The organism is Streptomyces vastus, assembly GCF_039532825.1.
GTDB lineage: Bacteria > Actinomycetota > Actinomycetes > Streptomycetales > Streptomycetaceae > Streptomyces > Streptomyces vastus.
The window spans coordinates 268,503-295,106 of sequence record NZ_BAAASJ010000113.1; the positions used below are offsets into that span (position 1 = coordinate 268,503).

Genomic DNA, 26,604 nt, shown 5'->3' on the forward strand with positions numbered 1-26,604 from the left:
CCTCAGATCGGGCTGGCACAATGGCCCGGCGAGCCGCAGACAGAAGGAGGCAACGGTGACGACCGCTGGACCGCCCGTACGGGGCCGTTCGACCCGGCAGCGCGCTGCCGTGGCCGCGGCGCTGGACGAGGTCGACGAGTTCCGCAGCGCGCAGGAACTCCACGACATGCTCAAGCACAAGGGCGACTCCGTAGGCCTCACCACGGTGTACCGCACGCTCCAGTCCCTGGCCGACGCGGGCGAGGTCGACGTTCTGCGCACGTCCGACGGAGAGTCGGTGTACCGCCGCTGCTCGACGGGCGAACACCATCACCACCTGGTCTGCCGCGTATGCGGCAAGGCGGTGGAGGTCGAGGGCCCCGCAGTCGAGAAGTGGGCGGAAGCTATCGCCACGGAGTACGGCTATGTGAACGTGGCCCACACGGTAGAGATCTTCGGTACTTGCGCGGAGTGCGCGGCGGCGCGGGGGTAATGGGCGGTTCCGTGAGCGCCCATTAGAGGCGCAGAGCTGTATCAGCTTGCGGCTCCACCGCGATGGGGTCCCCCACTCGAGCGGAGGCGTAAGTGGGGGAGCGACAAGCCACAACGAACCTGCAGCCGACACGCGACCCATCAAGGGGGCCTGGGGCGGAGCCCCGGGATGATGGGGGTCCCCCGCTCGACCGGCGCCGCAGGCCCGCAGACGTTCGGCGAGCGTGCCCTGCGGCAGGAGTTCCGCCTCCAGTTCGCCGGACAGGTATTGGCGAGCGAACTCCTTTGTTCTCGCCCACGTAGGAGCCGGTGACGCGGGCGATCCGGCCGGCGGCGAGCAGGACACCGAGGCCGTGGCCGTCCACGCCGCAGTGGTTGGAGACGACCCGCAGCCCGCCCGCGCCTTGTGCGGTCAGACCTGGGTGTGCAGGAGGCCCGCGTTGTAGGTGATCGCGTCGGTGAATGCCTGGGGCAGGTCGAAGGGTTGGCCGGTGGTGTCGGCGTAGGCGCGGTGCAGGTTGAGGACGATGCGTTCCGCGTCGAGCAGGTCGGCGAATGGGCCGAGGCTGCAGGTGCGCGCCGCTTGCAGGGGTGTGAGGCCGTCGCGCAGGCCGGCCTGGGCGGTGGCGAGTACGAGTCGGTAGTACGCGCGGTGCTGGTCGAGCACCGCCGGCAGGGCATGTGCGTCGATGACGGGGCCGTGGCCCGGCACCACGTGCTCGGGTGCGAAGGAGGCGATCCAGTCCAGGGACCGCAGGGCGCCGTCCAGAGAGCCCATGAACACCAGCGGGGTGACGCGGTGGAAGAGCAGGTCTCCGGCGAACAGAACGCGTTGTTCGGGGAGCCAGGCGATCAGGTCGCCGCTGGTGTGCGCGGGGTGGCCGGGGTGGTGGAGTTCGATCGGATGGCTGTCGCTGTGCAGAGTGAGTGCTGTGCGGATGGTGAGATCCGGGGCGCGCCGGGTGACCGTGCCCCAGTCGGGCACGGGCTGCCAGATCGGCGGGCAGCCGTCGATGACGGTGTCGGTCAGGATGCCTTCGCGGGTGGCTTCGTGCGCGATGACCACCGTCGTGCGGGGCAGCAGGCTGTTGCCGTGGGTGTGGTCGCCGTGCAGGTGGGTGTTGACCAGGTAGCGGATCGGTGTGCCCGGCGCCGCCCGGTCGACGGCGCCCAGCAGGTCCCGGGTGCGGTTCTCGGTGGCGCAGGTGTCGATGAGGACGGTGTGGTCGTCCGTGACGACGAACCCGGCGTTGTTGATCCACCAGGAGCCGTCGTGCTGTACCCAGGCGTACACGCCGGGGGCCACGGCGTGGGCGGTGCCTGCCGCGTCCGGTGCCGGGCTCTGGGCGGAGATCATCGGTGGCCTCCGTGGGGGGCGAGGGCGTGCGGATGCGATGTGGCCCGCAGATCGCCGGCGGGGCGCTCGGCACGCTCGGTCACGCGGCAGGTCTGGGTGCCCAGGTGCTCGACGCTGAGGGTGACGGTGTCCCCCGGGACGAGGGGAGGGTGGGCGTCGACTCCGTGGCGTCCCCACAGTTCGGCCAGGCAGCCGCCGCCGCAGGTCCCGGAGCCGAAGATGTCGCCGGTGCGGACCTCGGTGCCCCGCGAGGCGTAGGCGATCATCTGCGCGTAGCTGAAGGCCATGTTGCTCCATACGTCTTCGCCTACGACGGTGCCGTTGACGGCGGCCGTCATCCGCAGGTTGTAGGCGTTGCCCGCCCGGTAGGGCTCCAGTTCGTCGGGGGTGACGAACACCGGGCCGAGCGTGGTGGCGCTGTCCTTGCCCTTGGCGGGGCCGAGACGGACCTGCATCTCGGCGAACTGCAGGTCGCGCGCGGACCAGTCGTTCATGAGGACGTATCCGGCGATGTGGGACTCGGCCTCGTCGACGGTCAGGTCCCGGCCGCCTCGCCCGATCACGGCGGCGACCTCCAGTTCGAAGTCGAAGCGCGTGCAGCCCGGCGGGATGCGCACGTCGTCCTGCGGGCCGTGGATGGCGTAGGGGTTGGTGAAGTAGAAGGCCGGCGCCTCGTACCACTGCTCGGGCGGGCCTGCCTCTGGTCCGCCCAGTCTGGCCACGCCCTCTACGTGGCTCTCGAAGGTCATGAAGTCCCGCACGGTCGGCGGCTGGGGAATCGGCGCCCGCAGCCTGAGCGAGGCGTAGGGATGCACGGCACGGGGATCGCGCAGCGCGTTGTCCGCCGCGTTGTGCAGTCGCTGCGGGTCGTCGAGCAGGTCGATGAGACGGATGCCGGGTGGGAGCGCGTGGACAAGATCCTCGGCGTCGAGTACGCCGACGCGGTCGCCGTCGCTTTCGGTGTAGGTGACGAATCGCATGATCACTTTCCGGGCTGCTGGTGTTCCGCAGTCGCCTGGAGCTCTGACGACATGCGGGCAATGAGGCCCCAGCCCTCCGGCGGGGTGCCGGGCAGGGGGCGCCCGGTGTCGGCGAGCCGACCGAGGACGGATTCGGCTGAGGCGTCCGCCCGTGCGAGCAGGGACGGAAGGTCAGTCCCGGTGAGTCGGCCGTCGCGCTTGACGAAGCGGCCGGCGACCAGGACGTGGCGGACGTCGGCGGGGGTGGTCTGGAAGACGAGGGTGCCGGCCGGGTCGAGGTGCGGGTGCTGGGACATGCCAGGCCCGCCGGTCACGATGATGTCGGCCTGCTTGCCGGGGGCGAGGCTGCCGATGCGGTGATCGAGTCCGATCGCCTCGGCCGCGTTGACGGTGGTCCAGGCCAGTGCCTCCTGCGCGGTGATGGTGACCGCGGTGGGGTCCCCGCCGGAGAGGTTGAGGTCCTCGGTGTCGGCCCAGCGTTGAAAGGCCAGGCCCATGCGGGTCTGGGTGAACAGGTCACCGGTGTTGAGGGAGACGATGTCGCAGGACAGGGTCGGTTTGATGCCGTGCCGACGGGCGGCGGCGAAGGCGGGGCGGCCCATGCCCATGTTGAGTTCGGTCTCCACCGAGATCGACAGCTTGGCGCCGTGGTCGGCCAGCAGGCGCCACTCCTCGTCGGTGAGGGTGTTGCAGTGCACGTGGACCTGGTCCGGTCCGAGCAGGCCCGCCGCGGCGAATTCGCGCACGCCGCTCGGCAGTGACCACACGCAGCCGGTGTGCGTGACGATCAGCGCGTCCAGCTCGCGCGCGGCGGCGATCTCGGCGCGGGTGGTGTCGAACGGCAGCGTGCCGTACTCGGTGAGCGCCACCCCGAGGGTCAGCAGTGCGTCCCGGCTCGGGAAGTGGGTGTCGGCGACGCGCCGGAAGTCCGCGAGGCGCAAGGCGTGGTCGGTGAAGTGCGGCGGCTGGAGCGGGTTCGACTCGAAGAAGCCGTAGCCGAACACCGCGCGGATTCCCGCGTCCCGCAGCCCGGTGATCGCGGCGTCGGCGTGCTCGGGCGTGTTGTTGCAGTGCGAGAAGTCCAGGATCGTGGTGACGCCGGAATTCAGGGCGTCCAGGGCGCCGAGGTGATTGCCCAGGTGGACGTCCTCGGCGAGGTAGGCCGGTGAGACGCCGAGCCGGATGCCGAACAGGTAGTCCGCCAGGGTCCAGTCGGCGCACAGGGCGCGCAGCTGCGTCTGCCAGGTGTGCCGGTGGGTGTCGATCATGCCGGGTGCCACGATGTATCCCGTAACGTCCACCGTCTCCGCGTCCTCGACGGAGAGAGCCGGTGCCACCGCGGCGATCACACCGTCCTCGATCAGCACGTCACCTCGGGGCAGGTTCCCCAGGTGCGGATCCATGGTGAGGACGGTGCCGCCGCGCAGCACAACGCGATGCCGAGCCATGATGATGACCCCTTCGTCATCCGAGCCACAGAGGCAGTGCCTCCCGTGGACTCACCTCACCAGAGGAGGAAGCTGGGGATCATCAGCCGAAATGGTTGTGAACCGGCCGTGACCGAGGGATTGACGGCTCGACCTCCTCTGACGTAGACGAAAGCACCGGCTGTACGGGCGGTACCGAGCGGGAGGCACGGAGGCACAGGGATGGACATCCGGGCGCTCCGCTACGCGGTGACACTGGCGGAGGAACTGCACTTCGGCAGGGCCGCGCAGCGGCACTACATCAGCCCCCAGCCCTTCGGCCGCCACATCCAGCGACTGGAACGGGAACTGGGCACCCGGCTCTTCGAACGCACCAGCCGCCGGGTGACGCTCACCCCTGAGGGAGCGCGGCTGATCGCCGAAGCCCGGACTCTGCTCGACGCCGTGGACTCCCTCACCGAACAAAACCGCCGCCGCACCGCCGACGAAAAGGTCCTTACGCTGGGCGTCCTGGGATTCGGACTCGCCGAACGCTGGACGGACCTGACTGCGGCAGTGCACGGACACGATCCCAGAATCGCCTTCTCCTACGCCGAACTGGACCTGGCCGACCAGTACGAAGCGGTCCGCAGCCACCGGGTCGACGTGGGCATCGTCCAGTACGTCGGTCCCGTCGACGGGCTCGTCTTCGAGCACGCCCTGACCATGCCCCGGGTCGTGGTCGTCCCCGCCCGTTCCCCTTTCGCCGACGCCGACCGTCTGACCGAGGCCGACGTCAGTGACAGCCCGTGGCTGCCTACCGCCCTCGCCCATCCCGCGCTCGAAGCATGGTCCGGCCCCGCCGCCGACGGGTCCCACAGCCGTGGCGCCCTGCGCCACCCCGCCGCCATACCGTCAGCCGTGGCGACAACCGGCTGCATAGCCCTGCACGCCGAGGCCGCCAGCCGCTTCTACCCGCACCCGGACGTCCGGTTCGTCCCGCTCGACGGACCGCCCGTGGAGATCGCCGTCGCCACCCGCGTCACCGACGACCGGCACACCATCGCCGCCGTCCGCCGCGCCACGCGCCTTCTCGGCAGAGTTCGGTGAGTCGGCCAGGAAGATCGCGGGGCCGTTCCGCCCAGCGAGTGCTGTAGCCGGTTACGAGAAGGTGGCGCAGGGATCGAAGAGCGATGAGGGTGTCCCCCGCTTGAGCGAAGCCGAGAGCGGGGCGGAGAGTAGGGGCGGCGGGGGCGATCAACCGCCCTCGGGACGCCCCTTCATCGCGGCCTCCATCGCCAGCAGCTCCTCATTGGGAACCGCCCCGCCAAACCGCCGATCCCGCTGGGCATACTCCACACAAGCCCGCCACAGATCGCGACGGTCGAAGTCCGGCCACAGCACATCCTGAAAGACCATCTCGGCGTAACTCGACTGCCAGATCAGGTAGTTGGACGTACGCTGCTCACCACTCGGCCGAAGGAAGAGATCAACATCCGGCATGTCCGGGTAGTACAGATACTTCTGCACGGTCTTCTCGGTGACCTTCTCCGGATCAAGCTTGCCGGAGGCAACGTCCGCGGCCAACGCCTTGGCCGCGTCAGCGAGTTCGGCCCGCCCCCCGTAGTTGACGCAGAAATACAACGTCATCGCATCGTTGCGCTTCGTCTGCTCCTGCGCGACCTGAAGCTCCTGGACGACGGACTTCCACAGCTTGGGCATACGGCCGACCCAGCGGATCCGGATCCCCATCTCGTCCATCTCGTCACGCCGGCGCCGGATGACATCCCGGTTGAAGTTCATCAGGAAGCGGACCTCATCGGGGGACCGCTTCCAGTTCTCGGTCGAGAAGGCGTACAGGGAGAGGTTCTTGATCCCCATCTCGATGCAGCCCTTGAGTACGTCCAGGACGACGCCCTCACCGACCCGGTGCCCCTCGGTCCGCGGCAGCCCCCGCTCCTTGGCCCACCGCCCGTTCCCGTCCATGACGACCGCCACATGGTTCGGGATCAGCTCACCGGGAAGCTTCGGCGCGCGGGCGCCGGACGGATGCGGCTCCGGCGTCTTGTACTCGCGGCGCTGGCGCCCCAGGATCCCGCGTACCACCATGTGCTTCTCGTCTCCCTAGGTCTCTGTTGCCGCTGTTTTGTACGGCTGTTTCTCCACGTAGCGCAGCGACCGCAGCCCGCGCTCCAGATGCCAGTGCAGATAGGCCGACACCAGCCCGCTGCCCTCCCGGACGTACCGCGACTCACACGCGTCGGCCGTGGCCCAGTCCCCCGTCAGCAGCGCACCGAGCAGTTCGAGGGCCTGCGCCGAGGGTACGACGCTGCCGGGCACCCGGCAGTCCGCGCAGACGGAACCTCCCGCGGAGACCGAGAAGAACCGGTTCGGTCCCGCCATCCCGCACTTGGCACAGTCGCTGAAACTGGGCGCGTAGCCGTTCACGGCAAGGGAGCGCAGCAGAAAGGCGTCGAGAACGAGATGCGGCTCGTGCTCCCCGCGGGCCAGCGTCCGCAGCCCGCCGACGAGCAGCAGATACTGCTGAACGGCCGGCTCGCCCTCGTGGTCCGTGAATCGTTCGGCCGTCTCCAGCATGGCCGTCCCGGCGGTGTAGCGGGCGTAGTCGGCGACGATCCCGCCACCGTACGGAGCGATCGTCTCGCTCTGCGTGCACAGCGGCAGCCCGCGCCCCACCAGCTCGCTCCCGCGCGCGAAGAACTGCACGTCCACATGCGAGAACGGTTCGAGCCGCGCCCCGAACTTCGACTTCGTACGCCGCACTCCGCGGGCCACGGCCCGCACACGCCCATGCCCACGCGTGAGCAGGGTGATGATGCGGTCCGCCTCGCCGAGCTTCTGCGTCCGCAGGACGACGCCGTCATCCCGAAAAAGACTCATCGCGCACCCCCGTGGGTACACAGTCGTCCCGGAAGACACTCATCGCGCGCCTCCGCAGCCCATACCATGGGTCCATTCTCGCGTACGGAGTCAGCGTGCGTGGTCGGGGTGGCTGATCGCCTCCCAGGGCGCCATGTTCCAGGGGCTGGCCGTGTTCATCGGGTCCAGGAGGGCTTGCAGGTGGGCGTCGGACACCTCCTGCGGGGCCGGGAAGTCCGTGTCCCGGGTGCCCTGGAGGCCTTCGAGCCACACCATCCGCCCCAGCAGATAGTGCTCGGCGTACTCCTTCCAGGAGCCGTACGTGCGCACCACCGCCGGCACGATGTTCTTGAGCGCGGTCCATGCCTCGGCCTCGCTCAGCATCCCGCAGGCGAAGCCGCGCCGGGAGATGTCCACGTACAGCCCGGCGTCCCACGCCAGCGGTTCGACGCCGAGCCGCATCCGCGCCCGCGCGCGGTAACCGCCCCGCGTGAGACCGTCGAGCCGGCCGGCCAGCGCCTCACGCGAAGTGATCTCCCACTGGTCGGCCAGCCACCGCCGGGCCTTCTCGTCGTCGATGCGGGTGAAGGGGTACAGCGTCGTCCGTGAGGCGTCCCGGTCGCGGTGCACGGGAGCGCTCAGCGACACCATCCACAGCTGGTGCATGGTGAGCGGAACGGGGTACTTGCGAGCCGTTCTCGGCTTGCGAAGGTTCCGTATCGGGTTCCATATCGCCATGCGCCCGCACCCTATGTCACACCGATCTCCCCACGGCTACCACCTGTCACGCTTCAAGGGACCTCCCCGCGGCTGCGTGCGTTCGCGTACGCCGTAGCCGCGCGGAGGCGTTCCGCCTGGGTGGCTGTGCGGACCGAGCCCGGTTCGCAGTCCCACTCGCGTCCGCCGCCGATCGGCCTGAGCTGTACGTACGGTCCCTCGTGTCCCATCACCACGCCCACCTTCCCCGTCTTCGTATCGAAGGCATACGCCCCGATCGGCAGCGTCACCGGATCACCGCCGCGAGCCGTGCCGCCGTCCCGACGGAACACCGCCCCAATTCGATGAGCGGGCAAGGCGTCTCCCGCGCCAAACTTGCCGGGTCGATCCGGAGCGTCGGCAACTTAATTCCTGCGTTCGCGAGTGCTTCCCGCAACTCTTTCACCGTTTCCTCCGCCTCTTCGACGCATCCCGTCGAGTGCCGTACGCCGCGACCTTCATAGTGAGCCATCGTGGTGCTCCCCTTGCTTTTGGTTTTCACGCTTTTCATCTCCACGGTGGCGTCGGCCGCTTAGACTCTGGAAGACCTCTACGCTCAGCAACGACGGTGCAGTACAAGGGGGTTGGCCATGGCCAATGGTTCGCGTCAGGCGGCCTGGGAGTTCTTCGGTACAGAGCTGAAACGGCGGCGGGAGGAAGCCGGATTCACTCAGTCCGACTTGGGTTCTCGCGTTTTTGTGTCGGGCGGCTACATTGGGCAATTCGAACAGGCTATTCGGAAGCCGCAGTTGGATGTGGCACAGCGGATCGACGGGGTTCTGCAAACCGAGGGTTTTTTCGAGAGGCTTTGGCGAAAGCTCATCAAGGAGCAGCCGTATACGTACTTCGCACACGTGGTGGAGTTGGAGCGGCTGGCAACGAGCATCTGTGACTTTGCGCCTACGGTGGTCCCAGGGCTCCTACAAACCCCTGAGTACGCCCGCGCGCTCTACCTGGCCAGCAAGCCGCTCGCCTCGGAGGCGTACATCGAGGAGATGGTCAGGGCCCGTATGGACCGGGCTCCGATCCTCAAGGACGCTACACGCCCCGTGTATTGGGCGGTCCTGCACGAAACTGCGCTCCGCGTCCCCGTCGGCGGGCCTGCCGTCATGGCTGCCCAGTTGGAGCACATCGTGGCGATGATCCGCGAGCGCATGGTGCTGGTACAGGTGCTGCCGTTCTCGGCCGGAGCGCACCCGACCATGGGCAAGATGATGACGCTCATGGAGTTCGAGGACGCCCCGCCAACTGCCTATACAGAGGGCGTGCTTTCGGGGAACCTGCTGGACGATCCAGCCGTCGTGAAGCGCATCCAGGGGTATTACGATCTCCTCAGGGGCGCTGCTCTGTCGCCGGAGGCGTCCCTGGCCCTGATCGAATCGGTGGCGGAGGACTACAGACGATGCGCGAGTACGACCTGAGCAACGCCCGCTGGCGCAAGAGCAGCTACAGCGGCGGCGAGGACGGCGAGTCGTGCGTCGAGGTCGCGTACGACTTCGTGGGCGCAGCCCGCTGGCGCAAGAGCAGCCACAGCGGCGGCGACGGCGGGGAGGACTGCGTCGAGGTGGCCGACGGAGTCCCCGGCATCGTCCCCGTCCGGGACAGCAAGGTCATGGACGGGCCCGTGCTGGTGATCGGTGCGGCGGTCTGGACGGAGTTCATCGGCGCCGTAGCGGAGTAACCGTGCCGCAAGCTCTCAAGTGGACGCTTGGGCCGCCCGCTTCTCAAACTCCGGCCCACGCCCCACCGAGCCGCGAGCACCTCCTCCGCCCCCGGTCAACCAACCTTGCGCAACTGCCCGTCACCGAAGACCGCGACCATAACCAGACTGCCGCCGAGTGCCTCGACGTACCGGGCCACGACATCCGTACCGGAGACCTGACCGCTCTCGATCTGTGAGATCCGCCCCTTGCTCACACCCATCCGCTCGGCCACCTGCGCCTGGGTGAACCCGCGTTCCTGACGCATGTCGACCAGCCGCCACGCCCGAGCCTCGGTGAGCATGCGCTGGGCGCCCTCGAGAAACGCGTCCCGGTCACCCGCCAACTCCTCGGCCCGCTCACGATGCCCACTGGCCGACCACTTGATGTATCCGCTCACTTCCCCGACTCCTTCATCCCGCTCAGCCACGTACTCCGCATACCGAAGCTCGGCCAGCGGGATCGCCTCGTCGTACCAGGCCGTCCAGTTCCCCGCCTTGTCTCCGGCCACCAAAAGGATCGCGGACCGCCACGGGTCGAACATGAACAGGACGCGCACCTCACTCCGCCCCGCCGATCCTGGACGAAGCTCCTTGAGGTTGTGCAGCGTCGATCCCTTGATCCGATCGACCAGAGGGCGTCCCTCGGCGGGCCCGTGGCAGGCGAGGATCCAGATCGCTTGGTTCACCAGCACGTACGAGACCGGGTCGGCCTTCTCCAGGTCGTGTAGCCATTGATCCACCTCGTCGGTCAGGTAGACGTCCCACTGCTCTTCCACCTTCAATCCCTTCGCGAGTTTAGCATTCACTAAACCCACTGGCAGATGGGGCCGCCACCCCGAACCCGGAGCTTTCACTCGTACGAGGCGATCCCTCCAAATGACGGCGCGATGGCTCAGAGTCCGGCTCCGGCCTCGGCGCACAAGAGATCCCTCAGTCGCGCACCGGGAAGTACTGGCGAGGCGTAACCCCCACCACCCGCCGAAACGCCGCGACGAACGAGCTGGCGGAGCCGTAACCCACCCTCCGGGACACCGCCTCCACCGTCATGCCTTCGGCGAGCAACGGCATCGCGGACTGCATACGCAGCTGCTCGCGCCACTGGCCGAAGGCCAGCCCGGTTTCGGCGACGAACAGCCGGGCCAACGTCCTTGCGCTGGCGCCGACTTCCCTACCCCAAGACTCCAACGGCCGTCCGTCCGCAGGGTCTTGGACGAGCACCCGCGCCACCGTCCGCGCCCGCGGATCGCGTGGCTCGGTCACCGACACGCTCGTCACCGGCACGGGGTGCAGCACATCGAGGAGTACGGCCTCCGCACGCGACCGTGCGTCCGGGGCGAGGCCGGTCCGTCCCAGGTGGTCGATGAGCGCCTGGAGCAGCGGGCCCGCGGCGACCACCGTCGGCTCGGGCCACCGGATCTCCGGGGACGCTGCGGGGTCGACGTACGCGCTGCGCATGACCGTGTCGCCCGCGGACTCGGTCGTATGGGGCACCCAGGCCGGGATCCACAGGGCCAACGAGGGCGGCAGCAGCCAGGCCCCGCGTTCGCTGCTCACGCGCAGCAACCCCTTTGCGGCCCAGGCGAGTTGGTGGAAGGAGTGCCAGTGCCGGCCGTACGTCGTCCCCCTCGGCATGGTGAAGTGGCCGATGAAGATCGCGGTGGCGGCCGGCTGTCCGTCTGGCGACATGGGACGGCAGCGTAGCCCGTGTCGGACACGGCGGCTCGCCCATACCGTCGCCGTATGCCGATGAATCTCATGCACCGCAGACTGTGCAGCTCCGACAAGTGGGCTCGGACGACCAAGGACCACATCCTCCCGTGGACCCTCGACGGCGTGGACCTGGGAGACGACGTACTGGAGATCGGTCCGGGTTACGGCGCCAATCTCCGCTTACTCATCGAACAGGCGCCCCGTGTCACGGCCGCGGAGATCGACGAGACCACCGCCGCCCTGCTGGAGCAGAAGTGGGGCGACAAGGCGCGCATCCTGCACGCGGACGGAGCGACGGTCCCCGTCCCCGACGAGAGCTTCTCCTCGGTCGTCTGCTTCGTCATGCTGCACCATGTGCCGACGGCCGCCCACCAGGACCGGATCTTCGCGGAGGCGTACCGCGTGCTGCGTCCCGGCGGTGTCTTCGCCGGCTGCGACAGCCAGCCGAGTTTCCGGTTCCGGCTGCTCCACTTCCGCGACACGATGAACACGCTGGACCCGGCCGGCCTCCCGGACCGCCTCACGAAGGCCGGCTTCACCGACGTATCGGTGCAGCGGCACCCGGAGTCGGGCGCCCTCCGATTCCGGGCCCGGCGTCCCTGAACTGGGCGTCTGCTTTCAGCAGCGTGCCCGATCGTAGTGGCGGGCTACGGCGTGGAAGGCCTGCTTGGGCTCCCAGTGCCAGTCGGAGACGGGGTCGTCTGGGCGGTCCTTGAGGGGCTTGACGATGGCGTACGACGCCATGTCCAGGTCGTAGCGCGCATTGTCGGGCCGGTGCGGGGCGTCGGCGGTCACGAACTCGAAGGCCATCGCCGCGTGCAGGTTCATCGACTCGAAGACGTCGAGGAGATCGGTGAGATACGCGGCCTGGGTGCGCTCGCTGCGGACCGGGTTGCCTTTGATCTCCGGCGGATTCTTGGTGTAGTCGACGATGTTCCAGCCCATGCCGCCCGCCTGAGGGGCACCCTTGAAGGTGCAGGTGCCGAACTCGGTGATGGCCAGGGGCTTGCCCCAGCGCTGGAACGTACGCAACTCCCGTACATAGTCGGCTCGTTGGCGGAAGTACGAGTAATAGTCGATGCCTACGATGTCGAACAGCCCCCAGTCGACGTTCTCGAACGTCTCGTCCTGCATGGCGGCGTAGCTGAGTTTGCCGCGGAAGACGGACCGGCCAACCGCCGCCGCCTTCGCGGTGAACCTGGCCAGCCGCTTCTGCACCTTCGCGAGATCGAAGTTCCCCTTCTCCAGGTTGTCGATCCGCTCGAAGACGTCGCCTCCCGGCACGATGCCCGGCACGAACAGCCAGAACTCACACCCGACGGCGAGGGTGACCTGCGCGCCCTGCCGCCGCAGCCGCTCCCCGTGCCGCCCGCTCTCGGCGAGGTGATCGAGGATCTCCTTCTCCGGAACGTCGCCCAGCGTCGGCTGCAACCACACGTGCAGTCCGCGCTCGGCCACCTCACTCGCCGTGGCGTTCAGCCTCTCGACGCCGTCCCCGGTGACCTCGACGGAGTCGGCGTGCAGTTCGTCCCCGATCACACGGACGTCCTCGCGCATCCTCCGCTCGCTCCAGGCGGTGCCGGGTGTCTCCCCTTTCCCCACGGTGTAGACGACACCCCTGTGCGTCAGCCCGCGCCGAGCCTCCACTACCGTTGACTCTGCCGCCACTGCCGTTGCCCCTGACGCGGCCGCTCGGGTCGACGCCGACGCGGGGGCCGCGAGACCCCCGGCCGCCACCGCACCCCCGACAACAGCCGCTCCCGCCATGAAGTGCGCACGACTGATCCCCGTGTTCCCCTGATTCCCCTTGGTCTTCTCCATGCAGCAAGTCTCTTGAGCCGAGGGGAACTTGACTGTCCGTCGATGGTCGATGAGAGGGCAACCAAGGTATGAACTCCGATGCTCACCCCCGACGGCGGGCAGTTCCCGCTGACCGGCAGCTATCTCGAGGTCGCCGAAAACCGCCGTCTGGTGATCGGCATGGACGTCCCAGGCAAGCCCGAGCCCGCAGTCATGGCCCTGGAACTCGACGGGCAGGACGACCACCACACCCGGATCGTGCTCAGCCACACGTGCGACTCCGCCGAGGAGCGCGACATGGCCGAGCAGGGCAGCACCATGCTTCTCGACAGCCTGAGCGCTTTCCTGGCCGAAAAGGCGAAGGGCTGAATCCTCTCAGAACTCACCATCGGGCCGTGGAACACAGGGTGGCCGGACAGCACGCACGAAGCCTGCCGCCCGGGCCGCCGTCGGTGCCGAGCATCACCGAGCGCGGCGCGAACACGCGTCGCCGACGAGGTACCGTCCGTAGGGGCGAAGGCCTCGCCCGACCGCCACCCGTTCTCGCGGGGAGCGACACCCCCGTACCCCTCGGAGGCCCCGTGAGGCGACTCCTTGCCCGCCTTTGGCGCGCCCTGCGCCCGGTGCAAAGCCGTGTGATGTGGTGCCTGAACGCGAAGTTCGTGGTCGGCGTGACCGGTGTCGTGCGCGACGACGAAGGCCGGGTGCTGCTGTTACGGCACCGGATGTGGCCGCCGGGACGCCAGTGGGGCCTGCCGAGTGGCTTCGCGCTCAAGGGCGAGGACTTCCGGCGGACCGTGGTCCGCGAGATCAAGGAGGAGACCAACCTCGATGTGGAGGCGGGCCGCCTCGTCCTGCTGAACAGCGGCTTCCGCACCCGTCTCGAAGTGGCCTATGAAGCGCGACTGCTGGGCGGCGAACTGCGCATCGACCCCTTCGAGATCCTGGAGGCCCGCTGGTGCCGCCCGGACGAACTCCCCGGCGACCTCCAGCCGGTGTGCCATCCGCTCGTACGGGGCGAGACCGCCCCCTGAGCGGCTCCGGCTCGGCTCAATCGTCCGAGGTGCCAAAGCCCGGGAAGAAGTCGGCGTCCTGCACGTACTCCATGGCCTTGGTGAACTCCGAGTCGCCGAGCCGCCGTTCCATCTCCTGGGGGCTCACGTCCTCCACGCGGGTCTGGATCCACCACAGGTTGCCGAGCGGATCGCGTACCCGGCCGACCCGGTCGCCGAAGAAAAGGTGGGTGACCTCGGTGACGGACGTACCGCCGGCGGCCACGGCCTGCCGGTGCACGGAGTCGGCGTCCTCGACGTACAGCCGCAGGAAGCCGGGGGTCGCAGGCCATTCCGGCTTCGCATCGAACATCATCACCACGGAGTCGCCGATCCGCACCTCCGCATGCCCGATCCGCCCGTCCTCACCGACCACCCGAGCGATCTCCTCGGCGCCGAAGGCCTCCTTGACATACGCGATGAGCCGATCCGTGTCGCGAGAGATGATCCACGGGGTCACGGTGGTGTAGCCCTCGGGAACAGTCTTGACGGCCATGTGCCTGCCTCCTGCGATACGAGTGCCTCAATGTGGGGCCCACGCTAGGCGACATCTAGGCCAGATCTTGTCCTAGGCAGGGGCCCTGTTCAGCCGGGAGCCGGAAACTGATTTGACGGTCCCCCACTCGCACGATTGGCTCCCCCGGTGACCAAACTTCGTGTTGAGCAAGTGGCTGTGGACAGCGATGCCGCGCTTCAGGACTGGCAGCACGTTCACAACGTCATCGTTCCTCCGGCCGCGATGTCGATCGAGGAGGCGCGGGAGCGGGCCGAGCTGTATCACCTCGAGGTCGCGTATCTCGAAGACGTACTCGTGGGGTGCTCGACCGTGCGTCCGCCCACCGACGACGCGCCGGACGTCACCGTCATCGCCCGGGTGCTGCCCGCCCACCGGAGGCAGGGCTTCGGCGAGGAGCTCTATGCGCGCGGGCTGGAGCGGGCGCGGGAGTTCGGCGCCGACGTGATCGAGACCGTCGTTCTCGCGTCCAACGAGGACGGGTTGCGGTTCGCGCAGAAGCACGGGTTCGTCGAGTTCGAGCGGTATGTGCTGCCGGGCGACACCGTGCCCTGGATCACCTTGCGCCTCGCCTGAGGGACCCCCACCGGACCCGGGACGGCTCCGCGAAACCCCGTACATACCTCCGCTGCCACGGCGTCTCCACCGCATGCCGGTCGTAGTTCCGGCGTACGAAGTCCACCGCCTCGTCGGGCGGTACGCCGTCCAGAACCGCCAGGCAGGCAAGCGCCGTACCCGTACGTCCGCGACCACCCCCGCACGCGATCTCGACCCGCTCGTCCGGAGCCGCCGCCCGGTTCCACGCCTGCGTCAGCACCTCGCGGGCGTACGCGCGGTCGCGGGGCAGCCAGAAGTCCGGCCAGCGGATCCAGCGGGTTTCCCAGGGGGCCCGGGGTGGTTCTTTGCCCAGCAGACAGACGGCGTACGTGGGAGTCGGCGCCGACGGCGCGAGCGGGCGCCGCAGCCCCCGGCCCCGTACCAGCCGACCTGACGGCAGCCGCAGCACACCGGCCGCCTCAGCCTCCCAGGCCCCGTCCTCCACGTCCCCGACCCCGACCCCGCTCACCCAACGCCCCTCGACTCCTGAGCCGCCCGCGCCTCGATCCCCCGGAAATGTACCGCCATCGCCCGCTGCGCCCCCTCCACATCCCGTGCCCTGAGGGCGACGACTATGTCCCGGTGCCGCCGCACCGTGACGTCGGGTGTCGGATCGTCCGTCCAGCCCTGCACTCCGGCGACCCGCCGGTACACGGTCCAGAAGGCGCCGAGGAGTTGGGGAACCAGCGCGTTGCCGAGGGATGCGTACATCAACTCGTGAAATTCGCGGTCGAGTTCCGGGAAGGGAACGCCCTCCCGCCCCGCTTCCTCCATCCGCGTCACCACGCCCTCCAGCCGGTCCAGCTCCGCGTCCGACAGCACGCCGGCCACCCGTCGTATCAGCCCCTCCTCCAGCACCTCTCGGACCTGGAGTATGTCCCCGAGTGCCAAGGCGCCGCCGTCGTCGCCCTGCTGGGCGGCCAGCGTGCGGAAGGTCAGGCCGTCGACGAGTGGAGTCAGTGACGCCTGGCCGACATACGTCCCGTATCCGTGTCTGATCTCCACGATGTCCAGGGCCTGGAGCGCCTTGAGTGCCTCGCGGACGGAGTTGCGGCTGACGCCGAGGGCGCCCATGAGTTCGGCCTCGGTGGGCAGGGGCGCGCCGGCGCGGAGCCTGCGGTCGAGGATCAGTTGCATGACCTCGTGCTGGATCTGGCTGCTGACCCGCCGCGTACCGGTGGACTGCCCACGGGAGAGGGAGTGCAAGGAGGAGTTCGTGGACTCGTGGGGGGTGGGCTCCTGAGGCACGGACGCCTGCGACATCGGCTCCTGAGACATGCGCCGCATCGTACGCGTGGCAGACATCCCACGTCCCACCTCCTGACTAAACTCCTCTCCACGACCCGTCAGAAACAGGGCTCAACTCCCCTGCCCTGCAACCGACATTGGTCGCACCTCTGGAAGAAACGGCATTCGTGCGCGATCCCTTGACCGCCCCCACGACCCCTCTTATGGTCACGCTGCACCTATGACGTAGGACGTCGTATCTCCCACTGCTTGCTGGAGGAACCGTGCGCGACGCGACCCACGCACCGGCGCTGCACCGCCGGTCGTTCCTGAAGTACTCCGGCGCGCTGGGCGCGGCCGCCGCGATCAGCTCGACGCTGTCCGCCTGCTCGTCGGGGCCTCAGTCCACGAACGAGACGGGCGGCGGGGGCGAGGGCGCCGACCGGACGCTCACGGCGGTGATCGGCTACGGCAACGACCAGAGCTGGGACCCGCTGATCACGGCGTCGGCGTTCTCTATGGCCGCCAACCACCACATCTACGAAGGGCTGCTGGACACCGATCCGATCAGCCGTGAGCCGTACGCGGCCCTCGCGACCGAGATCCCGGCCGACCTCCAGGCGACCACCTGGAGGTTCACGCTGCGGGACGGCGCGAAGTGGCACGACGGGCAGCCCGTCACCGCCGACGACGTGATCTTCACCTTCGACCGTGTCCTGGATCCCAAGACGACGACGCTCGCCAAGAACTTCTTCGGCTCCTGGCTGAAGGAGGTACGGAAGGTCGACGAGAAGTCGGTGGAGCTGGTGCTCAAGTTCCCGTTCCCGGACGGGGTCCAGCGGATGACGCTCGCGAAGATCATGCCGAAGCACGTCTTCTCCAAGGCGGGTGCGCTGGACGAGGCGACGGCGGGGAAGGCGGTCGGTTCGGGCCCGTACCGGCAGACCGCGCACAATCCGAAGTCCAACACGTCGTTCGAGGCCTTCGCCGACTACAACGGGCCCCGAAAAGCCGCGTTCAAGAAGATGAACTGGCTGTCGATCGTGGACGCCGCGCCGCGCGTCGCCAAGATCTCCGGTTCGAGCGCGGGCGCACAGATCTCCGACAACATTCCGTACGCCAATATCTCCCAGCTGGAGAAGGGCGGCATGAAGGTCGAGGGCGGGGCCGGGATGAATCACCTGTTCCTGCTCTTCAACACCGCTCACAAGCCGTTCGACGACGTGCGGGTGCGGCAGGCGCTGCATTACGCGATCGACACGGAGAAGATGATCCAGGCCGCGCTGCGCGGCCACGGGAAGCCGGCGAGCTCGTTCCTCAACGAGGGGAATCCGAGCTACCGGAAGGCCAAGACGGTCTACACGTACGACCGGGACAAGGCCCGGGAACTGCTACGGGAGGCCGGAGTCAGTGGGATCACGGTCAACCTCATGGCGGTCAACGTGAGTTGGATCGTGGACTGTCTGCCGACCATCAAAGCCTCGTGGGACGCCATCGGTGTCAAGACGACCCTCCAGCCGCAGGAAACCGCCGCGCTGTTCACCAAACTCGACCAGAAGCAGGATTTCCAGGTGGTCGCCGCCGCGTCGAATCCGAACCAGTTCGGTCTCGACGCGGACCTGATCATGCATTACAACTACGGGCCCGAGAACACCTGGATGCGGTACGCCCGTTGGGCGGACAACTCCGTGGCCAAGGACCTCTTCAAGCGCATGGACGAGGCCACGCGGGAACCCGACGCCGAGACGAAGAAGCAGATGACGCAGGAGTACATCGACATCGTCGCGGAGAACGCCGTGATCTATCCGGTCGTCCACAACGAGTTGATGACTGCCTGGAACGCGGAGGAATTGACGGGTATTCGGCCACAGCCGTACCCGGGGATAAACCTTCTCCAGGCCAAGTGGGCCTAACCGCGACAGCAAGGAGAGCCGTACGTGGTCGCGATCGTCAGGATTCTGGCTCGCCGCATTGCCCTGCTCGTCCCGCTCGTACTCGGCATCGTCCTGTTCGTGTTTCTCGTGATGCGGTTCTCGGACAGCGATCCGGCGTCCGCGTATTTCCAGGGCGCCAACCCCACCGAGGAACAGCTGCACGACTTCCGGGAGCGCAACGGGCTGCTCGACCCGCTCCCGGTGCGTTACGTCGGCTTCGTCGCGGACCTGGCCCGGGGCGACATGGGCGTCAGCGCGCTGACCAGGGCGCCGGTTGTCGAGCAGGTCACCACCGCGTTGCCGCTCACCATGCAGCTGACGTTCATGGGGCTCGGCATCGCGGTGGTGCTGTCCCTGCTCGGTGGGGTCACCGCCGCGATCTACCGGGACCGGCTGCCCGACCAACTGATCCGGGTCGTCTCGCTGACCGGTGTCGCGGCGCCCGGCTTCTGGCTGGCGCTGCTGATGATCCAGTACCTGGCGGTGGACCTGGGCTGGTTCCCGACCAGCGGATACGTCAACCCGGCGGACTCGTTCAGCGGCTGGCTGAAGACCATGACGCTGCCGGCGTTCGCGCTGTCGCTGCCGGTCGCCGCGAAGCTCACCCGGATCGTACGGACCGCCGTGGTCGAGGAGCTGGACAAGGACTACGTACGGACGGCCGTCGGCAGTGGTCTGCCACCGGTGGTCGTGGTCGGCCGGAACGTACTGCGCAACGCGCTGATCAACCCGATGACCGTGCTCGGACTCCAGGTCGGCTATCTGCTCGGCGGCGCCGTCGTCATCGAGACGATCTTCTCGCTGCCGGGGATGGGGAAGCTGATGATCGACGCCGTGAAGAACGGTGACCCGGCCGTCGTGCAGGGCGTCGTCCTGACGACCGCCTTCGGGTTCGTGATCGTGAACCTCGTCATCGACATCCTCTATCTGCTGGTCAACCCACGTCTGAGGGGTGCCGAAGCATGATGCCGCCGTCTCGGAAGCGGATGACCGAGGCCCTCTCGCGGCCGGGTATCCGGCTGAGGGGATTCAGTCGCCTTCCCGTGATGTCGCGGGTCGCGGTCGTCGTCATCGGGATCGTCGTCCTGACGGCTCTGCTCGCGCCGCTGATCGCCCCGCACGACCCGCTCGACCAGGCCACCGTGATCGACAACGGTCACGGCGAGGGCGCGCCCTCCGGTGAGCACTGGATGGGCCAGGACAGCCTGGGCCGCGACATCCTCAGCAGGCTGATGTACGGGGCTCGTTGGTCGCTGGCGATCGGTCTCGGCGCGACCGGGCTCGCGCTCGTCGTGGGCGCGGTCCTCGGCGCGATCGCGGCGACCTCGCGCAAGGCGGTCGACGAGACGGTGATGCGCTGCCTGGACGTCGTCATGGCGTTCCCGGGCATCGCGCTCGCGGCCGTGCTCATCGCGGTGTTCGGCGGCAGCATCCCGGTCCTCATCGGCGCGATCGCGTTCCTCTACACACCGCCCATCGCACGGGTCGTACGGGCCAATGTGATGGACCAGTACGGCGAGGACTACGTGACCGCGGAACGCGTCATAGGGGCGCGCACCTCGCACATCGTGCTGAAGCACGTCGCCATCAACTGCGCCGCCCCGGTGCTGGTGTTCTGCACGGTGCAGGTCGCCGAGGCCATCGTCTTCGAGGCGTCGCTGTCGTTCATCGGCGCGGGCGTGCGGCCCCCGGACCCGTCCTGGGGCAGCGTCATCGCCGACGGCAAGAACATGGTGCTGACCGGCGGCTGGTGGGCGACCGTGTTCCCCGGGCTGCTGATGCTGATCACGGTGCTGTCGCTGAACATCCTCTCCGAGGGCGTGTCGGATGCCTGGGCCGCGCCCACGGCACGCGACGTCGAGGCGGCGCGTACGTCCGTGGAGAAGGACCGCCTGGAGGCCCCCGAGCCGGGCAGCGGCAAGGTCCTCGAACTGCCGGGGCTCACGGAGGCGGCCCAGCGGCTGCGTTCACGGGCCCGGCCCCTGCGCGAGGGGCAGCCGGTGCTCGCCGTCGAGAACCTGGCCATCGGCTTCGATGCCCGCCACGGGGGTGTGGACATCGTCGACGGCATCAGTTTCGACGTACAGCCCGGTGAAGTGCTCGGCCTGGTCGGCGAGTCGGGCTGCGGCAAGTCGCTGACCGCGCTCGCGGTGATGGGGCTTGAGCCGAAGGGCGCCCGGGTACGCGGCCATGTCCGCTTCAACCAGCGGCAGTTGGTCGGCGAACCGATGCGCGTACGGCGCAAGCTCCTCGGCCACGACATGGCGATGATCTACCAGGACGCCCTGTCGTCCCTGAACCCGGCGATGACGATCCGCGCCCAGCTGGGGCAGGTGATACGGCGCGGCGGCAAGCGCACGGGCGCCGAACTCCTGGAACTGGTCGGCCTCGACCCGGAACGCACCCTGCGCAGCTACCCGCACGAACTGTCCGGCGGCCAGCGCCAGCGCGTACTGATCGCCATGGCCCTCTCCCGCCAGCCGAAGCTGATCGTCGCCGACGAGCCGACCACAGCCCTGGACGTCACGGTCCAGGCACAGATCATCGAACTGCTGCTGCGGCTGCGCGAAGAGCTGGACTTCGCGCTGATCCTCGTCTCCCACGACCTCGCGCTCATCGCGGACGTCACCGACCGGGTCGTGGTGATGTACGGCGGCCAGATCGTGGAGTCGGGGGTGACGGCGGACCTGGTGGAGTCGCCCTCCCACCACTACACGCGCGGGCTGCTGGGCAGTGTCCTGTCCCTGGAGGGGGCGGCCGAACGGATGACGCAGATCAAGGGCGTCGTCCCCTCCCCGGCCGACTTCCCGGCGGGGTGCCGGTTCTCCGACCGCTGCCCGATGGCGACCGAGGTGTGCCGTACGACCGCGCCCCGGCTGGCCGGCCCGCACCGACACCACGAGGTCGCCTGCCACCACCCGGCACTCCCCCTGGCCACGACCACGACGACCGAGCCGGCGGGAAGCACGACGGAAAGCGAGGCCGTGAATTGAGCGAGGCCATGAAGCGGGACGGTGAGGCGACGCAGGACCCTGAAGCCGGCCCCGTCATCACGCTCTCCGACACCCACGTCGTCCACAAGGCGCGCACCGGCGGCCTGTTCTCGCGCGATCGCGTGTACGCCCTCACCGGCGCCGATCTCGCCATCGCGCCCGGCGAGACGGTGGGCGTCGTCGGCGAGTCCGGCTGCGGCAAGTCGACGCTCGCCAAGGTCCTGGTGGGCGTACAGAAGCCGACGTCCGGGACGGTGTCCTTCCGCGGCCGTGACCTGTGGACGATGAAGCCGGCCGAGCGGCGGGCCACGGTCGGCGCCCACACCGGCATGATCTTCCAGGACCCGTCGACCGCCCTGAACCGCCGCCTGACGGTACGGCAGATCCTGCGCGACCCGCTCGATGTGCACAGGCGGGGCACGGGCGGGCAACGGGAGGAATGTGTACGGGAGTTGATGTCCCTGGTCGGACTCCCGCGCGTACTGGCCGAAGGACTCCCCGGACAGCTCTCCGGCGGCCAGCGTCAGCGCGTGGCGATCGCACGTGCGTTGGCGCTCGAACCGGACCTGGTCGTGGCGGACGAACCGACAAGCGCGCTGGACGTGTCGGTACGCGCCCAGATCCTCAACCTGCTCCTGGACCTGAAGGAACGCCTCGGACTCGCCCTCGTCTTCGTCTCGCACGACATCCAGACCGTGCGGCGGATGAGCGACCGCGTCATCACGATGTATCTGGGGCGGATCGTCGAGGAGTCACCCGCCGACGAGGTGACGGATCGGGCCCGGCATCCGTACACCCGCGCGCTGTTCTCCGCGACCCCCGGCCTGCTGGACCCGATCGACCCGATTCCACTGGTGGGACCCGTCCCGTCGGCGACCCGTCCCCCGAGCGGCTGCCCCTTCCGTACGCGCTGCTGGAAGGCCGACTCCCGGTGCGCCGAGATCATGCCCGGCTTCGCGGACGCGTCGAGTCCCGGGCATCGCTTCCGCTGCCATCATCCTGTGGAGGAGGAGCAGTCGACACGTGAGCTGGTGGCGCAGGCCGCCACCGCGGTTCCGGAGGCCACCGCCATGGCCGATGGCCCCGTCGAGAAGTCATAAAGCAGCAGTACAGGGAGCCCTTGATGACCCTTTCCGCCCCGCTGACCGGTGTCGTTCCACCCGTCTGCACGCCCCTGACACCGGACCGCGAGGTGGACGTACCCTCGCTTCTCAGGCTTGTCGATCACCTGGTGGAGGGCGGGGTGCACGGGCTCTTCGTCCTCGGCTCTTCGTCCGAAGCCGCGTACCTGACCGACCGTCATCGGCGTCTTGTCGTCGAAACGGTCGTCGCCCACGTGGGTGGTCAGCTGCCCATTCTCGCGGGTGCCATCGACATGACGACTCCCCGGGTTCTCGATCACGTCCGGTACGTCACGGATGCGGGTGCCGATGCGGTGGTCGTCACGGCGCCGTTCTACACGCGGACGCATCCGGCGGAGGTCTCCCGCCACTACCGCCTCATCGCTTCGCGGTCTTCGGTGCCGGTCTTCGCGTACGACCTTCCGGCGTCCGTCCATACCAAGCTGAGTGCGGAGTCGGTGCTGGAGCTGGCAGCGGACGGGGTGCTGGCCGGTTTGAAGGATTCCAGCGGGGACGAGGGCGGGTTCCGGGCCGTTGTGATGGGGGCGCGAATGGATCCCGCTGTGGCCGGGTTCAGTGTGCTGACCGGGTCCGAGCGTGTCGTCGACACAGCGCTGGCGATGGGCGCGGATGGGGCGGTGCCGGGGTTGGCGAACGTGGATCCTCAGGGGTACGTACGCCTCTACCGGCTCTGCCGGGAGGGGGACTGGGAGAGGGCCAGGGCCGAGCAAGAGCGGTTGTGTGCGTTGTTCGGGATGGTGCGGGTGGGGGATTCCGCTCGGATGGGCGGCAGTTCGTCGGGCCTCGGGGCGTTCAAGGCGGCGCTGCATTTGCGGGGGGTTATTGAGTGTCCGGTTACGGCGGAGCCGCAGGTTGCGTTGTCAGCGGGGGAGGTTGAGCGGGTGGGGAAGTTTTTGGCCGGGGCGGGGTTGCTGTAGGGAGTTTTTCTTCCCAAGCCCGCCCCCTTCCCGAAGCCATGGGCTCCGCCCCTGGGCCCCCGGCTGGGGCTCCGCAGTCCCGAGGACACAACCGCTCCCAGCGGCACCGGACTTCCAGCGACCGGCCCCGTACGCCCACGCCGGGTGCACTGACGCCGCATCAGCCGGTGCGGGTGCGCTGGGCGCGGATCGCCATGTGGACACCCAGCAAGACCACCACGATACCGACGACGACGGCCGGTGACGGGGTCTGGCCGAGCCATACGGCGGCCAGGAGCGCGGCGCCGGGGACCTCGAGAAGGGTGATCGTGGCGACGGTGTGCCCGTTGAGGAGCTTCAGGGACCGGTTGAAGAGCGTATGACCGATGAGCTGGCCGCACACCGTGAGCGCGGCCAGCAGCAGCCAGGTGTGCGCGGAGTAGCCGAACAGGGCACTGCCGGAAAGCAGACACGTCACCAGCAGGAGCACGGCTGCGGCGGCGTAACTGGTCCTCGCGTACGTCGCCGTGTCCACCACCCTGCGCGCGGACTCCCCGACCGTCAGATAAGCGGCCATGCACAACGCCCCGGTCAGGGCGAGCAGATCACCGGCCAGCGCGGTGGATGAGGTCTGGAAGTCGGCTCCACCGATGAGGAGGACGCCGACCAGCGCCAGCGCCATCCCGGCCCACACACGACCGCCAAGCCGCGCCCCGCGCATGCGCGCGATGAGGCCGGACCACAGGGGCGCCGCACACACCAGGGCGGTCGAGGCGGCCACCGACGTCATGGTGAGACTGGGAATCCAGGTCGCGAAATGCCCGGCGAGGAACACCCCGGAGAGCAGGGACAGCCGCATCGCGCTCCGGTCCGCCCCGTCCGGCCTGCGTTCCCTGCGGCGAAAGGCCAGGCCACCCAATAGGACGGTGCTCGCGGCGGCGTTCCGCCAGAAGGCGATTGCCAGTGCCGGGGCCTGCGCGGCGGCTGCGAGTGGTCCGGTGGCCGAGACGCCCAACACGGCCAGCCCGAGCAGCACGCTCTCCCGCACCGGGAGAGGACCGTGTGAGAGGGAGACCGCCCGGCCCGTCGAGGAGGTGTCGGGTGTCTCGGAGATCTCGGCACCAGTCATGCCTCCGAAACTAGTGACCATGTGCTCGGGTGGGAAATGCCTTCGGCCTCTGGCTCATGCACCACGCGTTCCGCCGCGCCGTCACACCTCGCCCGGAATCACCAGCCCCGACTCATACGCCACCATCACCAACTGCGCCCGATCCCGCGCCCCCAACTTCCCCATGATCCGGCTGACATGGGTCTTCGCGGTCAGCGGACTGAGCCCCAACGCCTCAGCGATCTCGGTGTTGTTGAGCCCGCGCGCGACAAGGGCCAGCACCTGCCGCTCCCGCTCGGAGAGCTCCTCGGGACCGCCCGCCGCGGGAGCCACGGCATGCGGCGACCGCAGGAAACGGGCGATCAGCCGCGAGGTCGGCCCGGGCGACAGGAGCGACTCGCCCGCGGCCACCGTACGGATCGCGTCGAGGAGTTCGGCAGGCTTCGTGTCCTTCACAAGAAACCCGGAGGCTCCGGCCCGCAGCGCCTCGACGATGTGCTCGTCGGTGTCGTACGTCGTCAGGACGAGGACCTTGACCCCGGCAAGATCCTCGTCGGCGGCGATGACCCGGGTCGCCTCGATCCCGTCGAGGTCCGGCATGCGGATGTCCATCACCACCAGATCCGCCCGCTCCGACCGAGCCAGCTCCACAGCCTCCCGCCCAGTACCCGCCTGCCCCACGACCTCCATGTCCCCGGCCGACTTGACGAGCATCGCGAAGGCGGACCGTACGAGGGTCTGATCGTCGGCGAGCAGAACACGAATCAGGGTCATCGGGCCTCTTCTCGGCGCATGGACGGGGCGGATGACGCGGGCGGCGGGGGCGGCTGGGGCGGTACAGGCAGCTCAGGCAGTACGGCACTCACCTCGAACCCCCCGCCGGTCCCCGGCCCGGCGTCCAGTGTGCCGCCCACACTCCGCGCCCGCTCCCGCATCCCGACGAGACCGAACCCTGGGGTGTCCGTGGAGCACGGCCCGGTGCCGTCGTCGGCGACCGAGACGTGCAGGGCGCCGTCCTTCTCGTACACGTGCACCTGGATCGAGAGCCCCGGCCCCCCGTGCCGTACCGAGTTGGTCAGCGCCTCCTGCACGATGCGGTACGCGGCGGCGCCCACGGCGGGCGGCGCGCGGTCGGCCCGTACGGTCACATCGACCCGTGCCCCGGCGGTGCGGGCGGTCTCCGCCAGGTGGGCGATGCCGTCGAGGCCGGGCAGCGGTCCGCGGCCGTCGCCGTGCTCGGAGGCGCGCAGCACCTCGAGGGTGGTGCGGAGTTCGCCGCGGGCGGTGCGGCAGGTGTCGGCGATGTCGTCGAGCGCCTTCGCGACGGCCTGGCGGTCGAGGCGGTCCGGGTCGGCGGCCAGTACGTGGGCGGCTACGGAGGTCTGCACGCCGATGAGCGTGATGCTGTGCGCGAGCAGGTCGTGCAGGTCGCGTGCGATGCGCAGCCGCTCCTCGGCGACCCGGCGGCGGGCCTCCTCCTCGCGGGTGCGTTCGGCGCGTTCGGCGCGTTCCAGGGCGGAGGCGAGGTACTGGCGGTGGACGCGGATGTAGCCGCCGAGGAGCAGTACGGAGATGAGCCAGCCGGTGATGCGGATGATCTCGGCGAGTCCGTCCGGATTGGTGACCGCGTTGACGGTGAGGGTCATGCCGATGAGGACGGTCCCGATGAGCAGGGTGCGGCGGGCGCTGCCGGTGACGGCGACGGTGTAGAGCGCGAGCAGGGTCGCCGGGACGGGGGCGCTGTGGGTGTAGTCGAGCGCGTGGTACGGGGCGATGCAGGCCACCACGGCCAGCATCGCGGTCATGGGGTGGCGCCGGCGCCAGATCAGCGGGACGTTCGCGCCGAGCAGCAGCGTCCACCCGAGGAGGTCGGGGTCGCGCCCGTCCTTGAGGAAGAGGGCCATGACGGTGGCGAGGGCGGCCACTGCGGCGGCGAGGTGTGCGTCGTTGCGCAGGGAGGGGACCGCCGGAGGGTGGTTGACGGCGGTCAGGGCGCGCTCGATGAGGGATTGGGGACGCGGCACTGCTCCATCTTCCGTCAGGCGGGCGTCCCTCCGGCAGTGGCAGGGAGTGGAAGGG

General features: G+C 68.9%; 28 protein-coding genes and 3 pseudogenes. 13 read left to right on the forward strand and 18 right to left on the reverse strand.

What is annotated here, in order from left to right; all coding sequences use genetic code 11:
* Positions 1–55 precede the first annotated feature (55 nt).
* On the forward strand, positions 56–472 hold the full coding sequence (locus ABD357_RS36055) for a Fur family transcriptional regulator (protein ID WP_344395477.1): 417 nt from the start codon (positions 56–58) through the stop codon (positions 470–472).
* 185 nt (positions 473–657) lie between these two features.
* Here ABD357_RS36055 and ABD357_RS36060 read toward each other — a convergent pair.
* From ABD357_RS36060 to ABD357_RS36075, 4 genes and pseudogenes are all read right to left on the reverse strand, one after another.
* Positions 658–887: pseudogene (locus ABD357_RS36060) on the reverse strand (CoA-transferase); the annotation flags it as partial.
* Entirely contained in the window at positions 884–1,828 is a 945-nt protein-coding gene (locus ABD357_RS36065) for an MBL fold metallo-hydrolase (RefSeq protein ID WP_344395478.1), read from the reverse strand. The gene ABD357_RS36065 and the pseudogene ABD357_RS36060, both read right to left, overlap by 4 nt.
* A complete protein-coding gene (locus ABD357_RS36070; protein ID WP_344395480.1) occupies positions 1,825–2,808 on the reverse strand; it encodes a fumarylacetoacetate hydrolase family protein in 984 nt (327 codons plus the stop codon). Before ABD357_RS36070 ends, ABD357_RS36065 begins: the two co-directional genes overlap by 4 nt.
* Positions 2,809–2,810: 2 nt before the next feature.
* Entirely contained in the window at positions 2,811–4,256 is a 1,446-nt protein-coding gene (locus tag ABD357_RS36075) for an amidohydrolase family protein (RefSeq protein ID WP_344395481.1), read from the reverse strand.
* A 201-nt stretch (positions 4,257–4,457) separates the two neighbouring features.
* Between ABD357_RS36075 and ABD357_RS36080 the strand changes: the two genes are divergently transcribed.
* The gene (locus tag ABD357_RS36080; protein ID WP_344395482.1) at positions 4,458–5,324 is read left to right on the forward strand and encodes a LysR family transcriptional regulator; all 867 of its coding nucleotides are present in this window, start codon (positions 4,458–4,460) and stop codon (positions 5,322–5,324) included.
* Positions 5,325–5,471: 147 nt separating this feature from the next.
* Here ABD357_RS36080 and ABD357_RS36085 read toward each other — a convergent pair whose 3' ends face one another.
* The 4 genes from ABD357_RS36085 to ABD357_RS36100 form a co-directional block, all read right to left on the reverse strand.
* Positions 5,472–6,323, reverse strand: a complete 852-nt coding sequence (locus ABD357_RS36085) for an isoprenyl transferase (protein WP_344395484.1) — start codon at positions 6,321–6,323, stop codon at positions 5,472–5,474.
* A gap of 15 nt (positions 6,324–6,338) precedes the next feature.
* The gene (gene recO, locus ABD357_RS36090) at positions 6,339–7,115 is read right to left on the reverse strand and encodes a DNA repair protein RecO (protein WP_344395485.1); all 777 of its coding nucleotides are present in this window, start codon (positions 7,113–7,115) and stop codon (positions 6,339–6,341) included.
* 90 nt (positions 7,116–7,205) lie between these two features.
* A complete protein-coding gene (locus ABD357_RS36095; protein WP_344395486.1) occupies positions 7,206–7,832 on the reverse strand; it encodes a DUF1266 domain-containing protein in 627 nt (208 codons plus the stop codon).
* A gap of 53 nt (positions 7,833–7,885) precedes the next feature.
* Positions 7,886–8,101 carry a hypothetical protein gene (locus ABD357_RS36100; protein ID WP_344395522.1) on the reverse strand — a complete coding sequence of 72 codons (216 nt, stop codon included), beginning with the start codon at positions 8,099–8,101 and terminating at the stop codon, positions 7,886–7,888.
* Positions 8,102–8,440: 339 nt separating this feature from the next.
* On the opposite strand from ABD357_RS36100, the gene ABD357_RS36105 reads away from it, so the two are divergent.
* Together ABD357_RS36105 and ABD357_RS36110 are read left to right on the forward strand one after the other, a co-directional pair.
* Entirely contained in the window at positions 8,441–9,271 is an 831-nt protein-coding gene (locus tag ABD357_RS36105) for a helix-turn-helix domain-containing protein (RefSeq protein ID WP_344395487.1), read from the forward strand.
* Complete coding sequence (locus ABD357_RS36110) at positions 9,253–9,531, forward strand: DUF397 domain-containing protein (protein WP_344395488.1); 279 nt, start codon at positions 9,253–9,255, stop codon at positions 9,529–9,531. The genes ABD357_RS36105 and ABD357_RS36110 overlap by 19 nt, the downstream gene beginning before the upstream one ends.
* 95 nt (positions 9,532–9,626) lie before the next feature.
* Here ABD357_RS36110 and ABD357_RS36115 read toward each other — a convergent pair whose 3' ends face one another.
* From ABD357_RS36115 to ABD357_RS36125, 3 genes and pseudogenes are all read right to left on the reverse strand, one after another.
* Complete coding sequence (locus ABD357_RS36115; protein WP_425585161.1) at positions 9,627–9,854, reverse strand: helix-turn-helix domain-containing protein; 228 nt, start codon at positions 9,852–9,854, stop codon at positions 9,627–9,629.
* Between the two features lie 99 nt (positions 9,855–9,953).
* Positions 9,954–10,328: pseudogene (locus ABD357_RS36120) on the reverse strand (type II toxin-antitoxin system RelE/ParE family toxin); the annotation flags it as partial.
* A gap of 154 nt (positions 10,329–10,482) precedes the next feature.
* Positions 10,483–11,238, reverse strand: a complete 756-nt coding sequence (locus ABD357_RS36125) for an AraC family transcriptional regulator (protein WP_344395489.1) — start codon at positions 11,236–11,238, stop codon at positions 10,483–10,485.
* A 54-nt stretch (positions 11,239–11,292) separates the two neighbouring features.
* On the opposite strand from ABD357_RS36125, the gene ABD357_RS36130 reads away from it, so the two are divergent.
* Positions 11,293–11,865 carry a class I SAM-dependent methyltransferase gene (locus ABD357_RS36130; RefSeq protein WP_344395491.1) on the forward strand — a complete coding sequence of 191 codons (573 nt, stop codon included), beginning with the start codon at positions 11,293–11,295 and terminating at the stop codon, positions 11,863–11,865.
* Between the two features lie 15 nt (positions 11,866–11,880).
* Here the strand turns inward: ABD357_RS36130 and ABD357_RS36135 are convergent, their stop codons facing one another.
* Complete coding sequence (locus tag ABD357_RS36135; RefSeq protein ID WP_344395492.1) at positions 11,881–13,083, reverse strand: glycoside hydrolase family 113 protein; 1,203 nt, start codon at positions 13,081–13,083, stop codon at positions 11,881–11,883.
* Positions 13,084–13,161: 78 nt separating this feature from the next.
* Between ABD357_RS36135 and ABD357_RS36140 the strand changes: the two are divergent.
* Together ABD357_RS36140 and ABD357_RS36145 are read left to right on the forward strand one after the other, a co-directional pair.
* Positions 13,162–13,431 (forward strand): annotated as a pseudogene (locus tag ABD357_RS36140) (SRPBCC family protein); the annotation flags it as partial.
* A gap of 212 nt (positions 13,432–13,643) precedes the next feature.
* The gene (locus ABD357_RS36145; RefSeq protein ID WP_344395493.1) at positions 13,644–14,096 is read left to right on the forward strand and encodes an NUDIX hydrolase; all 453 of its coding nucleotides are present in this window, start codon (positions 13,644–13,646) and stop codon (positions 14,094–14,096) included.
* Positions 14,097–14,112: 16 nt separating this feature from the next.
* Here ABD357_RS36145 and ABD357_RS36150 read toward each other — a convergent pair whose 3' ends face one another.
* Entirely contained in the window at positions 14,113–14,610 is a 498-nt protein-coding gene (locus tag ABD357_RS36150; RefSeq protein ID WP_344395494.1) for a VOC family protein, read from the reverse strand.
* Positions 14,611–14,757: 147 nt separating this feature from the next.
* Here ABD357_RS36150 and ABD357_RS36155 point away from each other — a divergent pair, with 147 nt between their 5' ends.
* Positions 14,758–15,204 (forward strand): GNAT family N-acetyltransferase, encoded by a 447-nt coding sequence (locus ABD357_RS36155; protein WP_344395496.1) that lies wholly within the window; start codon positions 14,758–14,760, stop codon positions 15,202–15,204.
* Here the strand turns inward: ABD357_RS36155 and ABD357_RS36160 are convergent.
* Complete coding sequence (locus ABD357_RS36160; RefSeq protein ID WP_344395497.1) at positions 15,185–15,694, reverse strand: protein-tyrosine phosphatase family protein; 510 nt, start codon at positions 15,692–15,694, stop codon at positions 15,185–15,187. The genes ABD357_RS36155 and ABD357_RS36160 overlap by 20 nt on opposite strands.
* Positions 15,691–16,362 carry a FadR/GntR family transcriptional regulator gene (locus ABD357_RS36165; protein ID WP_425585162.1) on the reverse strand — a complete coding sequence of 224 codons (672 nt, stop codon included), beginning with the start codon at positions 16,360–16,362 and terminating at the stop codon, positions 15,691–15,693. Before ABD357_RS36165 ends, ABD357_RS36160 begins: the two co-directional genes overlap by 4 nt.
* Before the next feature lie 374 nt (positions 16,363–16,736).
* Between ABD357_RS36165 and ABD357_RS36170 the strand changes: the two genes are divergently transcribed.
* The 5 genes from ABD357_RS36170 to ABD357_RS36190 are packed head-to-tail and all read left to right on the forward strand — an operon-like array spanning position 16,737 to position 23,438.
* A complete protein-coding gene (locus ABD357_RS36170) occupies positions 16,737–18,365 on the forward strand; it encodes an ABC transporter substrate-binding protein (protein ID WP_344395499.1) in 1,629 nt (542 codons plus the stop codon).
* Positions 18,366–18,389: 24 nt separating this feature from the next.
* Positions 18,390–19,352 carry an ABC transporter permease gene (locus ABD357_RS36175; RefSeq protein WP_344395500.1) on the forward strand — a complete coding sequence of 321 codons (963 nt, stop codon included), beginning with the start codon at positions 18,390–18,392 and terminating at the stop codon, positions 19,350–19,352.
* A complete protein-coding gene (locus ABD357_RS36180; RefSeq protein ID WP_425585155.1) occupies positions 19,349–21,379 on the forward strand; it encodes a dipeptide/oligopeptide/nickel ABC transporter permease/ATP-binding protein in 2,031 nt (676 codons plus the stop codon). Before ABD357_RS36175 ends, ABD357_RS36180 begins: the two co-directional genes overlap by 4 nt.
* An 8-nt stretch (positions 21,380–21,387) precedes the next feature.
* Positions 21,388–22,479: an oligopeptide/dipeptide ABC transporter ATP-binding protein gene (locus ABD357_RS36185; RefSeq protein WP_344395501.1), complete on the forward strand. Its 1,092-nt coding sequence runs from the start codon at positions 21,388–21,390 to the stop codon at positions 22,477–22,479.
* Between the two features lie 23 nt (positions 22,480–22,502).
* Entirely contained in the window at positions 22,503–23,438 is a 936-nt protein-coding gene (locus tag ABD357_RS36190) for a dihydrodipicolinate synthase family protein (RefSeq protein WP_344395503.1), read from the forward strand.
* 160 nt (positions 23,439–23,598) lie between these two features.
* On the opposite strand, the gene ABD357_RS36195 is transcribed toward ABD357_RS36190, so the two are convergent.
* The 3 genes from ABD357_RS36195 to ABD357_RS36205 all read right to left on the reverse strand — a co-directional run bounded on the left by ABD357_RS36195 (position 23,599) and on the right by ABD357_RS36205 (position 26,549).
* On the reverse strand, positions 23,599–24,546 hold the full coding sequence (locus ABD357_RS36195; RefSeq protein WP_344395504.1) for a DMT family transporter: 948 nt from the start codon (positions 24,544–24,546) through the stop codon (positions 23,599–23,601).
* 81 nt (positions 24,547–24,627) lie between these two features.
* A complete protein-coding gene (locus ABD357_RS36200; RefSeq protein WP_344395505.1) occupies positions 24,628–25,299 on the reverse strand; it encodes a response regulator in 672 nt (223 codons plus the stop codon).
* A complete protein-coding gene (locus tag ABD357_RS36205; protein ID WP_344395506.1) occupies positions 25,296–26,549 on the reverse strand; it encodes a sensor histidine kinase in 1,254 nt (417 codons plus the stop codon). The genes ABD357_RS36200 and ABD357_RS36205 overlap by 4 nt, the downstream gene beginning before the upstream one ends.
* Between the last annotated feature and the right edge of the window lie 55 nt (positions 26,550–26,604).

What these genes read in the sequence shown, in the direction of transcription:
- ABD357_RS36070 (WP_344395480.1), bottom strand. Translation starts at nt 2,808, where the DNA reads ATGCGATTCGTCACCTACACCGAAAGCGACGGCGACCGCGTCGGCGTA.
- ABD357_RS36085 (WP_344395484.1), bottom strand. Translation starts at nt 6,323, where the DNA reads ATGGTGGTACGCGGGATCCTGGGGCGCCAGCGCCGCGAGTACAAGACG.
- ABD357_RS36080 (WP_344395482.1), top strand. Translation starts at nt 4,458, where the DNA reads ATGGACATCCGGGCGCTCCGCTACGCGGTGACACTGGCGGAGGAACTG.
- ABD357_RS36115 (WP_425585161.1), bottom strand. Translation starts at nt 9,854, where the DNA reads ATGCTCACCGAGGCTCGGGCGTGGCGGCTGGTCGACATGCGTCAGGAA.
- ABD357_RS36095 (WP_344395486.1), bottom strand. Translation starts at nt 7,832, where the DNA reads ATGGCGATATGGAACCCGATACGGAACCTTCGCAAGCCGAGAACGGCT.
- ABD357_RS36150 (WP_344395494.1), bottom strand. Translation starts at nt 14,610, where the DNA reads ATGGCCGTCAAGACTGTTCCCGAGGGCTACACCACCGTGACCCCGTGG.
- ABD357_RS36065 (WP_344395478.1), bottom strand. Translation starts at nt 1,828, where the DNA reads ATGATCTCCGCCCAGAGCCCGGCACCGGACGCGGCAGGCACCGCCCAC.
- ABD357_RS36135 (WP_344395492.1), bottom strand. Translation starts at nt 13,083, where the DNA reads ATGGAGAAGACCAAGGGGAATCAGGGGAACACGGGGATCAGTCGTGCG.
- ABD357_RS36190 (WP_344395503.1), top strand. Translation starts at nt 22,503, where the DNA reads ATGACCCTTTCCGCCCCGCTGACCGGTGTCGTTCCACCCGTCTGCACG.
- ABD357_RS36110 (WP_344395488.1), top strand. Translation starts at nt 9,253, where the DNA reads ATGCGCGAGTACGACCTGAGCAACGCCCGCTGGCGCAAGAGCAGCTAC.
- ABD357_RS36165 (WP_425585162.1), bottom strand. Translation starts at nt 16,362, where the DNA reads ATGCAACTGATCCTCGACCGCAGGCTCCGCGCCGGCGCGCCCCTGCCC.
- ABD357_RS36185 (WP_344395501.1), top strand. Translation starts at nt 21,388, where the DNA reads ATGAAGCGGGACGGTGAGGCGACGCAGGACCCTGAAGCCGGCCCCGTC.
- ABD357_RS36195 (WP_344395504.1), bottom strand. Translation starts at nt 24,546, where the DNA reads ATGACTGGTGCCGAGATCTCCGAGACACCCGACACCTCCTCGACGGGC.
- ABD357_RS36180 (WP_425585155.1), top strand. Translation starts at nt 19,349, where the DNA reads ATGATGCCGCCGTCTCGGAAGCGGATGACCGAGGCCCTCTCGCGGCCG.
- ABD357_RS36125 (WP_344395489.1), bottom strand. Translation starts at nt 11,238, where the DNA reads ATGTCGCCAGACGGACAGCCGGCCGCCACCGCGATCTTCATCGGCCAC.
- ABD357_RS36105 (WP_344395487.1), top strand. Translation starts at nt 8,441, where the DNA reads ATGGCCAATGGTTCGCGTCAGGCGGCCTGGGAGTTCTTCGGTACAGAG.
- recO (WP_344395485.1), bottom strand. Translation starts at nt 7,115, where the DNA reads ATGAGTCTTTTTCGGGATGACGGCGTCGTCCTGCGGACGCAGAAGCTC.
- ABD357_RS36075 (WP_344395481.1), bottom strand. Translation starts at nt 4,256, where the DNA reads ATGGCTCGGCATCGCGTTGTGCTGCGCGGCGGCACCGTCCTCACCATG.
- ABD357_RS36200 (WP_344395505.1), bottom strand. Translation starts at nt 25,299, where the DNA reads ATGACCCTGATTCGTGTTCTGCTCGCCGACGATCAGACCCTCGTACGG.
- ABD357_RS36130 (WP_344395491.1), top strand. Translation starts at nt 11,293, where the DNA reads ATGCCGATGAATCTCATGCACCGCAGACTGTGCAGCTCCGACAAGTGG.